This is a genomic window from Anoxybacillus sp. J5B_2022 (genome assembly GCF_026847645.1).
Taxonomy (GTDB): domain Bacteria; phylum Bacillota; class Bacilli; order Bacillales; family Anoxybacillaceae; genus Anoxybacteroides.
This window is the reverse complement of the sequence record NZ_JAPSMC010000012.1, coordinates 50,378-63,516: the sequence shown is the minus strand read 5'-3', so window position 1 is coordinate 63,516 and position 13,139 is coordinate 50,378. Positions and strand designations below refer to the sequence as shown.

At 44.8% G+C, this 13,139-nt stretch carries 14 protein-coding genes; 5 read left to right on the top strand and 9 right to left on the bottom strand.

The window, feature by feature from the left end; genetic code table 11:
• Nucleotides 1-121 precede the first annotated feature (121 nt).
• Nucleotides 122-766, top strand: coding sequence for a PAQR family membrane homeostasis protein TrhA (trhA, locus tag M4I42_RS05510; RefSeq protein WP_268851229.1), 645 nt, complete (start codon nucleotides 122-124; stop codon nucleotides 764-766).
• 198 nt (nucleotides 767-964) lie between these two features.
• Here the strand turns inward: trhA and M4I42_RS05505 are convergent, their stop codons facing one another.
• The 6 genes from M4I42_RS05505 to M4I42_RS05480 form a co-directional block, all read right to left on the bottom strand.
• Complete coding sequence (locus tag M4I42_RS05505; protein WP_091700765.1) at nucleotides 965-1,183, bottom strand: tautomerase family protein; 219 nt, start codon at nucleotides 1,181-1,183, stop codon at nucleotides 965-967.
• 124 nt (nucleotides 1,184-1,307) lie between these two features.
• Nucleotides 1,308-1,874, bottom strand: coding sequence for a transglutaminase-like domain-containing protein (locus M4I42_RS05500; RefSeq protein WP_268851232.1), 567 nt, complete (start codon nucleotides 1,872-1,874; stop codon nucleotides 1,308-1,310).
• 69 nt (nucleotides 1,875-1,943) lie between these two features.
• Complete coding sequence (locus M4I42_RS05495) at nucleotides 1,944-2,729, bottom strand: GNAT family N-acetyltransferase (protein WP_091700762.1); 786 nt, start codon at nucleotides 2,727-2,729, stop codon at nucleotides 1,944-1,946.
• Nucleotides 2,730-2,833: 104 nt separating this feature from the next.
• Nucleotides 2,834-4,504, bottom strand: coding sequence for an acyl-CoA dehydrogenase family protein (locus tag M4I42_RS05490; RefSeq protein WP_268851228.1), 1,671 nt, complete (start codon nucleotides 4,502-4,504; stop codon nucleotides 2,834-2,836).
• The gene (locus M4I42_RS05485; protein ID WP_268851227.1) at nucleotides 4,482-6,011 is read right to left on the bottom strand and encodes a class I adenylate-forming enzyme family protein; all 1,530 of its coding nucleotides are present in this window, start codon (nucleotides 6,009-6,011) and stop codon (nucleotides 4,482-4,484) included. Before M4I42_RS05485 ends, M4I42_RS05490 begins: the two co-directional genes overlap by 23 nt.
• Nucleotides 6,008-6,394 carry a MerR family transcriptional regulator gene (locus M4I42_RS05480; protein WP_268851226.1) on the bottom strand — a complete coding sequence of 129 codons (387 nt, stop codon included), beginning with the start codon at nucleotides 6,392-6,394 and terminating at the stop codon, nucleotides 6,008-6,010. The genes M4I42_RS05485 and M4I42_RS05480 overlap by 4 nt, the downstream gene beginning before the upstream one ends.
• Before the next feature lie 138 nt (nucleotides 6,395-6,532).
• On the opposite strand from M4I42_RS05480, the gene M4I42_RS05475 reads away from it, so the two are divergent.
• The gene (locus tag M4I42_RS05475) at nucleotides 6,533-7,084 is read left to right on the top strand and encodes a Uma2 family endonuclease (RefSeq protein WP_268851225.1); all 552 of its coding nucleotides are present in this window, start codon (nucleotides 6,533-6,535) and stop codon (nucleotides 7,082-7,084) included.
• 21 nt (nucleotides 7,085-7,105) lie between these two features.
• Here M4I42_RS05475 and M4I42_RS05470 read toward each other — a convergent pair whose 3' ends face one another.
• On the bottom strand, nucleotides 7,106-7,846 hold the full coding sequence (locus tag M4I42_RS05470; RefSeq protein WP_268851224.1) for an SDR family NAD(P)-dependent oxidoreductase: 741 nt from the start codon (nucleotides 7,844-7,846) through the stop codon (nucleotides 7,106-7,108).
• A 73-nt stretch (nucleotides 7,847-7,919) separates the two neighbouring features.
• A complete protein-coding gene (locus M4I42_RS05465; RefSeq protein ID WP_268851223.1) occupies nucleotides 7,920-9,905 on the bottom strand; it encodes an acetoacetate--CoA ligase in 1,986 nt (661 codons plus the stop codon).
• Nucleotides 9,906-10,123: 218 nt separating this feature from the next.
• Between M4I42_RS05465 and M4I42_RS05460 the strand changes: the two genes are divergently transcribed.
• From M4I42_RS05460 to M4I42_RS05450, 3 genes are read left to right on the top strand one after another with little or no spacing between them, the layout of a single operon-like run.
• On the top strand, nucleotides 10,124-10,375 hold the full coding sequence (locus M4I42_RS05460) for a FeoA family protein (RefSeq protein WP_004891660.1): 252 nt from the start codon (nucleotides 10,124-10,126) through the stop codon (nucleotides 10,373-10,375).
• Nucleotides 10,368-11,102, top strand: a complete 735-nt coding sequence (locus M4I42_RS05455; protein ID WP_004891658.1) for a FeoB small GTPase domain-containing protein — start codon at nucleotides 10,368-10,370, stop codon at nucleotides 11,100-11,102. Before M4I42_RS05460 ends, M4I42_RS05455 begins: the two co-directional genes overlap by 8 nt.
• The gene (locus M4I42_RS05450; protein WP_268851222.1) at nucleotides 11,071-12,465 is read left to right on the top strand and encodes a nucleoside recognition domain-containing protein; all 1,395 of its coding nucleotides are present in this window, start codon (nucleotides 11,071-11,073) and stop codon (nucleotides 12,463-12,465) included. The genes M4I42_RS05455 and M4I42_RS05450 overlap by 32 nt, the downstream gene beginning before the upstream one ends.
• Nucleotides 12,466-12,509: 44 nt before the next feature.
• Here M4I42_RS05450 and M4I42_RS05445 read toward each other — a convergent pair whose 3' ends face one another.
• Nucleotides 12,510-13,133 (bottom strand): histidine phosphatase family protein, encoded by a 624-nt coding sequence (locus M4I42_RS05445; RefSeq protein ID WP_268851221.1) that lies wholly within the window; start codon nucleotides 13,131-13,133, stop codon nucleotides 12,510-12,512.
• Between the last annotated feature and the right edge of the window lie 6 nt (nucleotides 13,134-13,139).

Below are 13,139 nucleotides of genomic sequence, written 5' to 3'. Positions count from 1 at the left end.
TTAATTATATCGGAACAAAAAATGGAAATGAAGAAAAGTTTGCTAATATTTCTTTATATTTAAGCGCTGCTTATGCTAAAATGAACAAAATTGTTTTTCGGTGAAGAAAGGACTGAATGATTTGGCCAATACACATACGTTTACAAAAGAAGAGGAAATCGTTCATGCGCTTACGCATGGGGTTGGGGCACTGTTTAGCGTGGCCGCTCTCGTGATGTTGACGGTCATGGCTGCGATGTACGGAAATGCATGGCACGTCGTTAGTTTTACTTTGTTTGGGAGCACAATGCTTATTTTGTATTTGTCATCAATGATCGTTCACGCATTGCCGGAAGGGCGGTGGAAGCGATTGTTTGAAATTTTCGACCATTCGTCCATTTATTTTTTCATCGCCGGAACGTATACCCCATTTCTGTTTTTAGCGGTGAAAGGCGTTATAGGTTGGACGTTGTTTGGCATCGTGTGGGGGCTTGCGCTCGTCGGTACCGTATTTAAATGCTTTTTTGTCGATCGGTTTTTATACACATCGACGATTATATATATCATCATGGGCTGGTTGATTGTATTTGCATGGAAACCGCTCGTTTCCGGTCTTTCGCCAAACGGAGTGTTATATTTAGTCATCGGCGGAATTTTGTACACAGTCGGCGCTGTTTTTTACGTATGGCGCGGGTTTAAATTTCATCATGCCGTCTGGCACTTGTTTGTATTAGGCGGATCTGTCGCGCACTTTTTTGCAGTGCTTGTACTATTGAATTCAATTTAATCCATTCAAATTTTCGAAAAATGATTGAGATAATAAGCGTCCACACAATCATTTTATACAGAGGAAATGTCACAGTAAATAAAAAGGCGTCTTTCTGTCTGTAAAAAAGAAGGAGAGCTAGTTACCTTTGCGGTGAGGCCTTCCTTTCTTTTTTAATGTATGAAAATACCAAATTGATGACAACAATCGCATGACTTATTACTCTGCACCTTTCTTCCCGAATCCCTGACCAAATTTCAGTAAATGCAATTGCCCGTTAGAAGCCCAGTTTTCTCTGTCGTATTCATCGAAAATCACTGTGACCCATTCCTCTTTTACATTTAAAGTTCTAGCTGCTTCTTTTGTAATGTTTTCAACAAATTTCTGTTTCTGCTCAATTGTTCTCCCTTTAGCCATTTTTACAGTAATGATAGGCATTCCCCATCCATCCTCTCATATAGGGAATAATCATTGCTCTTTTGCAAAATGTTTAAATAACATTTAACAAAAATTTACATATTCTTCTTTTAAAGTTAAGCTGCTATAAAACATTTGGTTGTAGCTACAACTGCGAAGGTAGATGATGCTTATACATTTCTAACGCATCAGTATGTTCTTTTAACACTGCGATTGTTTGAAGATTAGGTTTAGTAAAAATGATCGGATAGTCTTTTTCATCGAATTCTTCATGAACAGCGAACGCTAGTTTCTCCTTATGAATTGAAAATTCCGCCTTAACTCCGGGTTTATTTCCACGGGCGTCTAAACGAATCCAACGATTAATGGAGGCAAGATACACCGCATTGAGTGCATGGATGCAATACCCTTTATCTGGCGTATCAAACAACATCAAACGCTGGTAACAAAAACCCGTTGGAATTCCCTGTGAACGCAACAACGCGGCTAACAAATTCGCCTTGGCGTAGCAAATGCCCTCTTTATAATAGAGAACGTCAGATGCCTTACATGTAACTCTTGAACTTTGAATATCCCATGAATGCGAAATTTGATCCCGAACAAATTCAAACGCTATTTTCGCTTTTTCAATATCCGATTTCGATAAGTGAAAAAGCTCCTTTGCTTTTTGTTGAACTAAAGGATGAGAATAGTTCACCTCATCTAACTCCATTAAATAGTCATCTAAACTTAAAGATTCACAAATCAACACCGTTAACCCCCCCTTACAAACTTCATCGTCTTATCCATACATCGTCCACATACCGATGTCGTAAAATCCTAGCCGTTTGTAGATGCGTCCAGCATTCGGATTATCGTAAAAGAGACATAGCGTTTTTCCCGCTTGCATGTAATCATGGATGACCCGCTTCATAATAAGGCTAGCATAACCTTTTTGTCGGTATCGTTCGTCCGTGCAAACGCCGACAACCATCGCCGAAAAGGAATTTTCCGCTGTTGTCGAAACACACGATACCATTTCACCGTCTTCTTCAACATAGTATGTGCGGCCTGTGCTCGTTTCTAATGATTTTAGCAGCATGTCTCTAGACGAAGGAGTTGTAACAAATTCAGGAATGCGGCGGCGTAAATCGAGAATACGGTCAACATCATCTACTGTTGCCTGTTTTACTATCTGCATCTGCTCTTCCGCTTGAAACGAAACGGTCGTGCACTCACAAAAATACGTCACCCGCTTCTTTCCTAGCGACAATCCACCTACTTGTTCAAATTGTTCGACAACGTTTGCCTTTCCTGACAGACGAAAAGAAGCACCATTTGTTCGGATGATATGAGAAAACCCTTCTACATCAAACCTAGACGATGCATATGGAATGTACGAATCATAAAATCGTAAAAAAACCGCTTGCAACGCTCCGCTCTCATCAAACTCTCCCCATAACTGCTGAAAATCTTGGTCATAGCCAAACGCTTCAATATCTCCTATGATAAAAAGATTCATCGACGGTTCTTTCGTCAAAAAAGAAATCACTTGCTCATGATCTGCCTGCGTCAACGTTCGAATCATAACCACTCCCCCAATCAAACGTATATGTATATAAAAATAACGAAAAATGAAATGATTGTAAATATTTTTATAAAACAAAAGCTGGCAAACGCCAGCTTATCGCTCTACACCCCCACTTTCCTCGTTTCGTTCATGACTACATCAAAATAATGGACGGATAACATCTCTTTGTCGAATAAGTCGCTTCCCCAAATATGCTGTAAAAAGAGGCGGGCGATGATTTGTTTTCGTTCGTTTTCTTCCGCTTCTTTTAACGCTATGACGCTCAAATACAAGTCGCAAAGGCGATTGGCGATTTTTTTGGCGTGATACGTTTGCACGTCTTCTGGCTGTCCGTGAAGTTGTTTTAGAGACTGTATGAGTTCATGCAACCCGCTTTCGACCGGTTTAGCAAATGCGTGTATTCCCGCAGGAAGTGCAGCTAGTTGTTCGTTTATTGTTTGAATAAACGTTTCATGGACGCGATATTTACGGATGAGGCGCAACACCTCAAGTCCTAAAATGTTTGCTGTTCCTTCCCACACCGTCAATACTTGTGCATCCCGAAGCAACCGCGGGGTGACAAAATCTTCAATGTAGCCGTTGCCACCGTGCATTTCAATCGCTTCATGGGCAAATGCAATCGCTTCTTCTGCTGTTCGCATTTTTAAAAGCGCAATTAATAAGCGATTCCACGCTTTTTCTTGCTCAGACGCTTGATCCGGCGTGCGCATCACACGGTCAAAAAAGGAAATTAATTCAAAACAAGCGCTCGTTTGCACTTCTTGACGCGCAGTTAAATTCGCTAGCGTTTCTTTCACCATTGGATACGATGTAAGCCATTGTCCGAACGCTTTGCGATTTGCCCCATATTGCTTCGCTTCCTCTAGCGCCCGTTTCATAATGCCAATCGAGGCGACGGCATTGCAGACGCGCGATAAATTGAGCGCTTCCATCATATAATAAAACCCTTTTTTCGCATCGCCAATTAAATAGGCTTTTGCCCCTTCAAATACGACTTCCGCTGACGGCACAGCGCGAACGCCAAGTTTATCTTTTAAGCGCCGAATGTGAATGCCGTTTAATGTGCCATCGTCGTTGCGCCACGGCACTAAAAATAAACTAAGCCCTTTCGTCCCCGGCTCGCTTCCGTCGATGCGCGCAAGCACCATTGCGACGCCGCACATGCCAGCATTGCTCGCAAAATATTTTTCTCCGTAAATGTTATAATGATCGCCGCACAAAACAGCGCGCACTTCATTTGCACCAACGTCTGAACCGCCTTGCCGCTCCGTTAAAAATGTCGCCCCTTCATACAGCTCGACTTCACCCGTAGAAATGACGTGTGGCAAATATTTCGCTTTGATTGGTTCGTCGGCAAAATGCTCCAGTACATACGCCGTCGCCATCGTTAACGTAACCGGGCAATAAAACCCCGGTTCGACTTGCGATAACAAATAGCCTTGGGCATACGAATAGATGTAATTGGCAACACGGCCGAGCGTAAGAATCGGTTTATGGACATAGCCGACAATGCCTGTTTCATACGTTTCCTTTACTGTTTGTTTATATCCTTCGTTCACCCATATTTCTGAAATATCGTTGCCAAAACGGTCATATTTGATGAGCCTCGGCTGTCCTTCGCGGTCTGTATGCACCGCGCGCCGATCGATATCGGTCATGCAACGTTGCCAAAACTTCTCTAATTCTTCTTCCGCATACGCATAAAATTTTTCATCCAAATATTTTTTTAAATTAGCAAGTAAGTTCGGATCAACTTCCCGCAGCCGTTTCACCATGCATCCCCCTCAACACTTGTTTTAATATTTTTCCTGTCGCGTTGCGTGGCAGCTCACTAATTGCTTCGTATAGCCGTGGAATTTTATAGTCTGCGAGTTTATCGGAAAGAAAACGTTTACATTCTTCCGCAAGCTGCTCGATCGGCTCTTTTGTTACAACAAACGCTTTCACCGTTTCGCCCCATTCTCGATGCGGCACACCAACAACTGCCACATCAACAATCGCCGGGTGCAACTTTAGCGCATCTTCCACTTCTTTTGGGTAAACGTTCACCCCGCCAGAGATGATCATATCTTTTTTCCGATCGACGATCCAAATGTAGCCATCTTCGTCACGACGTGCTAAATCGCCTGTATATAGCCAGCCGTTTTTGATCGTTTCAGCTGTTTTTTCTTCGTCTTTATAGTAACCTTTCATTATGCCCTCTCCAGCCAATATGACTTCACCGACTTCTCCTGGCGAAACTTCTTGTCCTTGTTCATCGACAATTTTTACTTCGCAATGAAGGGCAGCATCTTTTCCCACGCTCCCTGCCTTTGTCGCATGTTCTTCCGGCGATAAATACGTCCCGTTCGGACCGGCTTCCGTTAATCCGTATAAACACATGAGTCGATTGGTGCGAAACTGTTTGGCGACAAATTGCACTTCATTTGCCGATAACGGTGCTCCGCCATACGTCCAATATTGGACAGACGATAAATCGTATTCGTGAAGGCGTGGGTGTTTTGCTGTAAGTAAATAAACGACTGGTGCTCCGAAAAAGTGGGTAATTTGATGTTTTGTGACAAGTTCTAACAACGCTTCTGGGGAAAACGTTGATGATAACACATGGGTGGCCCCGACGTACATGCCGCCGATGAAAAATAAATGAAGCGGCGCGGAGTGGCTCAGCGGCATCATATGCAATAGGCGACTATGTTTATCCATTTTCGTTTCAAGCGCCATCATAATGGCAACTGATAAAATATTTCGGTACGTGAACAAGACACCTTTCGGGCGGCCTGTCGTTCCTGACGTGTATAAAATCGTCGCTTCGTCATCTTCTTTCAGCGGGCAAACGATTGGATCAGTAGCACCGTTTGCAACAAGCTGAGACAACGAGCGCCAACCGTCTGTTGCTTCGCTTGTTTTGATCCAAATCACATTGACGTCATCCACAAGCGATGCGAGTTCACGATAAATCCAATCGTGCGCGATGACGGCTTTTGCTTCGCTATGGTCGATAATATATTGCACTTCTTGAGCAGTTAGCCGCGCATTGACCGGTACAACGATCGCACCGAGGCGTAAAACCGCGAAGTAGGCATACACGAATTCCTTTGTATTCAGCATATATAAAACGACTTTATCTCCTCGCTTCAACCCGAGCCTTTGAAGCGACGAAGCGAGGCGGTTGACCGTCTCATCGACTTGCTTGTACGAAAGAATCGTGTCTCCATCGATGATCGCGGTTTTTTCCGGAAATTTGCGCCCGTTTCGCGCCAACAGTTCAGAAATGTTCATTCGCTATCCTCCATTTCTCGCAATCTCGTTTTAAAATCTTGTAAAATCGTTTCCATTTCATGTTTCAGCTGCAGCAAATCGTCAATCCGCTCCGTCACCTCCTTTAGCTTTTGTTCGCCGTATTTGATCGTTTTTTCAAGCTGTTTTCTTCCGGTGCGGTCTTTGTCAAACAAGCTAATCATTTCATGAATTTCTTCCAATGAAAAACCGAACCGTTTGCCGCGCAAAATGAGCTTTAAGACGGCTCGGTCTTTTTTCGTATACAACCGCTGGCCAGACTCGGTGCGGATCGGTGAAATCAGCCCGCGCTCTTCGTAATAGCGAATCGTTCGTGTGCTAATGTCAAACTGCTCAGCAAGTTGGGAGATCGTATAATAGTTCATCGTGTTCACCTTTGTTGTTTTTAATTTTCTGAATTTTATTTTAATTTACGTTTACGTAAAAGTCAATGAAAAAGGGTTTTTTCATGTTGGAAATACATTTAATGGTAAAAACAATGTTCGGAAAGGTAGGATGACGATATGGCTTTTCCGCAAGAACGGAAACCGTTTACGTATACAGAGTATTTGCAACTTAGCGACTCCGATCGTTACGAAATGATTGATGGGCAGCTTTACAATATGGCACCGGCTCTCACTCCGAAACATCAACAAGTCGTCACGTTACTCAGCGCGGAATTTGTGATGCATTTACGCGGGAAAACATGCCGCGTGTTCGTTTCCCCAATTGATGTTTGCTTTTCTAATGACGAATGGGTTCAGCCAGACATTGTGATCGTCTGTGATCCAAACAAAATTAGCGACGAACGCATTATCGGGGCACCTGATGTCATTGTCGAAGTTCTATCACCGTCTACCGCTAAAAAAGATCGTTTAATTAAATATAAACGTTACGAACAAGCAGGAGTGCGGCAATATTGGATTGTCGATCCGATTCATGAGTATGTGGAAGTGCATGTGTTAAAAGACGGAGCGTTTCAACTTTACGGTACGTATTTTAAGGAAGACACTATTCCTGTTCAGCTATTTGGTCATTTTTCCATTCATTCAGACAATATTTTTCTCTCGCAATGAAAAAGAGGCGCACGCCGCCTCTTATTCTTCGTAAATCATTTTTCTTGTCATGCCGCCGTCGACGACAAGATGAGTGCCGGTGACAAAATCGTTGTTCGGATCGGTGAAATAAAGGCAGGCGCGCGCCACATCTTCTGGTTTGCCAACGCGTCCTGCGGGATGCTGGGCATGGTCTTTTGGCCGAAGCGTTTCATATGCTTTCGTTTCAATCCAGCCTGGACAAATCGCGTTTACGCGAATGCGGTCAGCACTAAACGACATCGCTAGCGCATGGGTGAGCGCCAACATTCCACCTTTAGAAGCAGCATACGCTTCGGAGTTTGGTTCCGACATCAACGCGCGCGTCGATGCAATATTGACAATCGCTCCGCCACCGTGCGTTTTCATGATTTTCGCCGCTTCTCTTGCGCAAAGAAACGCGCCGCGCAAATTCGTGTTGATGACGTCATCCCATTGTTCGACCGTCAAGTCATAAGGCGACACAAAAATGCCAAATCCAGCGTTATTAATGAGCACATCGACTCTTCTAAACATGTTGTCAATTTCTCGAAACATGTTCTCAATCTCCGTTGGTACAGTTAAATCACATATGTACGAATGCACATCATACCCTTCTGTTTGCAGCCGTTTAGCAACAAGCTGCGCTTCATCCGTTTTATCCGTTACGATAATGGTCGCTCCTTGTTCGGCATACGCTTTCGCTAACGCTCGGCCGATTCCCCCAGCTGCCCCTGTAATAACAACAACTTTTCCCTGATACAACTTTCCTCCCTCCTTCCACTTTATTGTACATCATACATCAAGGTTGTTGCCAAACGGCAACAACCTCGCGCATTTATACGTTCGAGATGCGATGTTCCCATTGTTTCGCCAGCTCAATAAAGAAGGAAAGCGATTCAGGGTTCGCCATCGAGCCAACGTTCACCGCTTTTTCGAGCGGGAAGCCTAATAAAATTTTCCGAATTGGGATTTCCATTTTCTTTCCGTTTAACGTTTTTGGAATTTGTTCGACTTGATAAATGTCGTCTGGAATAAAGCGCGGCGACACTTTTGTTTTAATCGCTTCTTTAATCCGTTTTTTCAAGTCGTCATCAAGAGAGGCGCCCGGCTGCAAAACAACGAACAACGGCATAAACGATTGCCGCCCCATCACTTCTAAGTCAATGATTAAACTATCTAGAATGCCATCCACCGTTTCGACTGCTCGGTAAATTTCGCTTGTGCCCATACGGACGCCCGCGCGGTTAATCGTCGAATCCGAACGACCGTAAATGACGCAGCTTCCTTGGTCATCAATTTTAATCCAATCCCCATGTTTCCACACGCCTGGATACGTATCAAAATAGCTTTCTTTATAGCGGCGATCGTTTTCGTCATTCCAGAAAAAGAGCGGCATGGACGGCATCGGCGCTGTAATGACTAACTCCCCGACTTCGTTAATGAGCGAATTTCCATTTTCATCAAACGCTTGCACGTTTGCCCCAAGCGAGCGGCATTGCAGCATGCCGGCACGAACAGGCAACAGCGGAGATCCGCCGACAAACGCGGTGCACACATCTGTCCCGCCGCTGCACGATACGAGCCAAACGTCTTCTTTCACGTGCTCATACACCCAAACAAACCCCTCCGTCGTCAGCGGCGACCCTGTCGAAAGAACGGCTTCCAAACGAGAAAGGTCGTACTTGTCTTTCGGCTGAATCCCTTGTTTCATACAAACGTTAATAAACGCCGCGCTTGTGCCGAAATGCGTCATGTTCGTTGCTTCCGCGAGCTCCCATAATACGTTCGCATCCGGAAACGTCGGACTGCCGTCGTAAAGCACGACTGTTGCCCCGACTAACAGTCCGCCGATTAAAAAGTTCCACATCATCCATCCGGTCGTCGTAAACCAGAAAAACGTGCTATCATGTGTAATATTGCATTCAATCGATAAAATTTTTAAATGCTCTAATAAAATACCGCCATGCCCTTGCACGATCGGCTTTGGCAATCCGGTCGTTCCCGATGAATATAAAATCCATAGCGGATGATCAAACGGCACTTGTTCATACACAAGTTCGCCTTCTGCTTGCAAAATGTCCGTCCATAATAAAACAGAATCGTCCCACGCACTTACATCGTCACGCAAATACGGAACGACAATCGTCTTGTTTAACGATGGAAGCTTTTCTTGCAACTCTTTGACAACAGGCACTTTATCAAACGTTTTTCCGTTATATTGACAACCGTCAACCGCAAACAAAATCGTCGGCTCAATTTGTTGGAAGCGATCGATGACGCTGTTGGCGCCAAAATCCGGAGAGCAGCTTGACCAAATTGCCCCGATGCTCGCACACGCCAAAAACGCTACGACCGTTTCCGGAATGTTTGGCATGTAAGCGACGACACGATCGCCTTGTTTCACGCCAAGTTTTTTCAGTGCCGAAGCGACCGCCGCCGTTTGTTGTTTTAACTCTGCCCACGTCACTTCACGCAGCGAAACGCGCTCGGAACGGAACAAAAGCGCTGGCTTCTCCTGCATGTTGCGAAAAATATGTTCTGCATAGTTTAACCGTGCCCCCGGAAACCAGTTTGCCCGCGGCATTTTTCGCTCCTCAAGCACACACGTATACGGAGCGGACGACTTTACATCACCATATTCCCACACCGTTTCCCAAAATGACTCCAGTTCTTCAACAGACCATGTCCATAGCGCTGCGTGCGACGCAAACCCAAGCCCCTTTTTTTCTTTTAGCCAATTCATATACCGTTGAATGCTCGAGTGCTCCATTTGCTCCTTCGTTGGTGTCCATAAAATTCCCCCATCCGTAACCGCTTTCATTCTTTCCTCCACCTTTCCCCTTCGCTTCTAAAAAACTACAAAAAATTCGAACTATTTTTATCATAACATCTTTTTTTCGTACAAGGAATATGCTCTTTTCGCCAAAAAACAAGCAAAATCGTTGACAAAATGACATTCGCTGAATAAGATAAGATTAAAAGTTGGTTTAGGGAAAAATTATAACCTCTGTACAAATTGTTAACAGGAGGGAAACTGTTATGACTCAAGCAAAACTCGAACGTTTATGTGATGCTCAACCAGGAGAACGTTTTCGTATCACAAAGATTAATATAGAAGGAACAATGAAGCGGAGACTGCTTGATTTAGGGTTTGTGCCCGGCTGTGAAGTAACAGTCTTGCAAAAAAGTCCGTTAGGTGACCCAACGGCTTATCGTGTCAGCCATACGACCATTGCTTTAAGAAAGGAAGAAAGTTCTAATATTTACGGGGAGAGGATCGGCAATGAATAATCGTGAATATACGATTGCACTCGCAGGAAATCCAAATACAGGAAAAAGTACGTTATTTAACGTGTTAACGGGCTTGCGGCAACATACAGGAAACTGGCCGGGGAAAACGGTCGTTCACGCCGAAGGCTTTTTCACCTATAAAGATGAACAATATCGAATCATCGATCTTCCCGGAACGTATTCGTTATACTCTAACTCCGTGGACGAAGAAGTGGCGCGGGATTTTATCATTTTTGCCAAGCCTGATGTTACGCTCGTCGTGTTGGATGCAACGGCGCTGGAGCGAAATTTGAATTTAGCGTTGCAAGTATTAGAAATGACCGACCGTGTCATCGTCTGCCTCAACTTAATGGACGAAGCGAAAAAGAAAGGAATTGTCATTGATATCGCTAAACTTTCCAAAAAACTAGGCGTTCCGGTTGTACCGCTTGCGGCGCGTAATAAAGAAGGCATCGAGGAATTGCTCGAAACAATCGTCCGGATGGTTCACGGGGAAATCAAAACAAAACCGATCGTTGTTTCATACAGTCGCGCGATCGAAGAAAAGATCACCAAACTTCTCCCGCTTGTTAAAGAAATTGTCGGGGAGGAATATCCGGCGCGCTGGGTTGCGCTTCGTTTATTAGACGGAGATACGTCATTGCTTCACGCCTTGCAGCATCAGCCGCATCATTTGTTAAAGGGGGTGCCGAACTATGCGTGCCACTGTTCCGCCAAATCCATTTGATGAATTGATGGATTATGCGAAAAGTTTATCGGACGGCGATACAAGGGAACAAATTGTTTCCGCTATTTTCCAAACATCAAGAGACATTTGCAAAGAAACTATTACGTACACAAAACGTGAAAAGCTGCATGAAACCGAAAAGCTCGATCGTATTTTTACTTCAAAAATCTGGGGATTCCCTATTATGCTCGCCATGCTTGCCGTCGTTATTTATATCACAATCGCTGGCGCAAACGTTCCTTCTTCGCTGCTCGCTGAATTTTTCGGATGGTTTGAAGGATATATAACGCTTGCTTTTGAGAAAATGCATGCCCCAGAGTGGCTGCACGGAATTCTCGTGCTAGGATTGTACCGTGGCACAACGTGGGTCGTGAGCGTCATGTTGCCGCCGATGGCGATTTTCTTCCCGATTTTTGCTTTGCTCGAAAACTACGGATATCTTCCACGCGTTGCTTTTAACATGGACCGGTTATTTAAAAAGTCAGGAGCGCACGGAAAGCAGTCGCTGACGATGGCGATGGGGTTCGGCTGCAACGCTGCGGCGATCATGTCCACAAGAATTATCGAGTCGCCACGTGAACGAATGCTGGCCATTTTAACGAACAACTTTGTCCCTTGCAACGGCAGATGGCCGACGTTAATTTTGCTTGCTTCATTATTTATGGCAGCTGGCTATACAGGTGGCTGGAAGACGTTGATGACAGCAAGTGTGGTCGTCGCGATGGTCGTATTTGGAATCGTCGTCACCCTCACCGTTTCCTGGGTGTTATCCAAAACCGCGTTACGCGGCATGCCGACCCATTATACGCTCGAACTTCCGCCATACCGGCGGCCAAAAATATGGGATACGATTGTTCGCTCCACATTGGATAAATCCATTTACGTCTTAAAGCGGGCTGTAACAGTCGCTGCTCCAGCTGGCGTGTTGACATGGGTGTTAGCTAACATTCATATCGGTGATACAACAGTCCTTGCTCATGTCGCCCATTTGCTTGATCCGTTTGCCCGCCAGTTAGGACTCGACGGCTACATTTTGATGGCGTTCATTTTAGGGCTCCCTGCCAATGAAATTGTGCTTCCGATTTTATTGATGGGGTATTTATCGACAGGAGCGTTAACCGAAGTTGATGGGCTTCATTCTCTGAAACAAATTTTCCTCGACCACGGCTGGACATGGCTGACGGCGTTAAATATGATGCTGTTTTCGTTGCTTCACTATCCGTGCGGGACAACACTCATCAATATTTATAAAGAAACGAAAAGCAAAAAATGGACGTTTGTGGCGTTCGCACTTCCAACCGGTATTGCGATTGCCGTCACCTTTACAACGGCTCATATCGCACAATGGTTAGGGCTCATTTAACGCACATCCCGCTCTCCTTTTATACAAGGAAGCGGGATGTTTTGTTACACTTCTTTCACTTCCTCTAAATGCGACACATCTGCTTCTACAAGCAACTCCAATCGCCCGTCTTTCACTCGAACGGTTGTAAGACTCGCACCATGCATAAACGGCCGAGCCCAAAGTTCTTCCAGCGGGGCTTGTTTCAGACGAGTCACGATCGTTTTTAAGACAACTCCGTGCGTTACAATTACAATATTGCCGGAACGGTACTCATTGATGATGTCAGTTAATGCAGCAAACGCCCGATTTTGTACGTCAATAAATCGTTCCCCGCGCCTCGGGACGTACAAGTGCGGCTCATTCCAAAAATGGTGAAACAAAATGGGGTCGAACCGCTGAATTTCGTCATGCGTTTTTCCTTCCCAATCCCCGAGATGGATTTCCCGCAATCTTTCCTCTTGATAAATCGGGATCAACCGTTCCCCGCGGATGATCTTTGCTGTATCAAGCGCCCGTCTGCTTGTGCTCGCATAAATCGCTGTCAAATCAACTTCCTCTAACCTTTTCCAAAGTCGGCGCGCATCTTCCTTGCCTTTTTCCGTCAGCGGCGAATCTTGCCAACCTTGCATACGTTTTTCTATATTCCATTCTGTTTCCCCGTGTCTTGTCAAATATAACGTAAGCATTCCCTT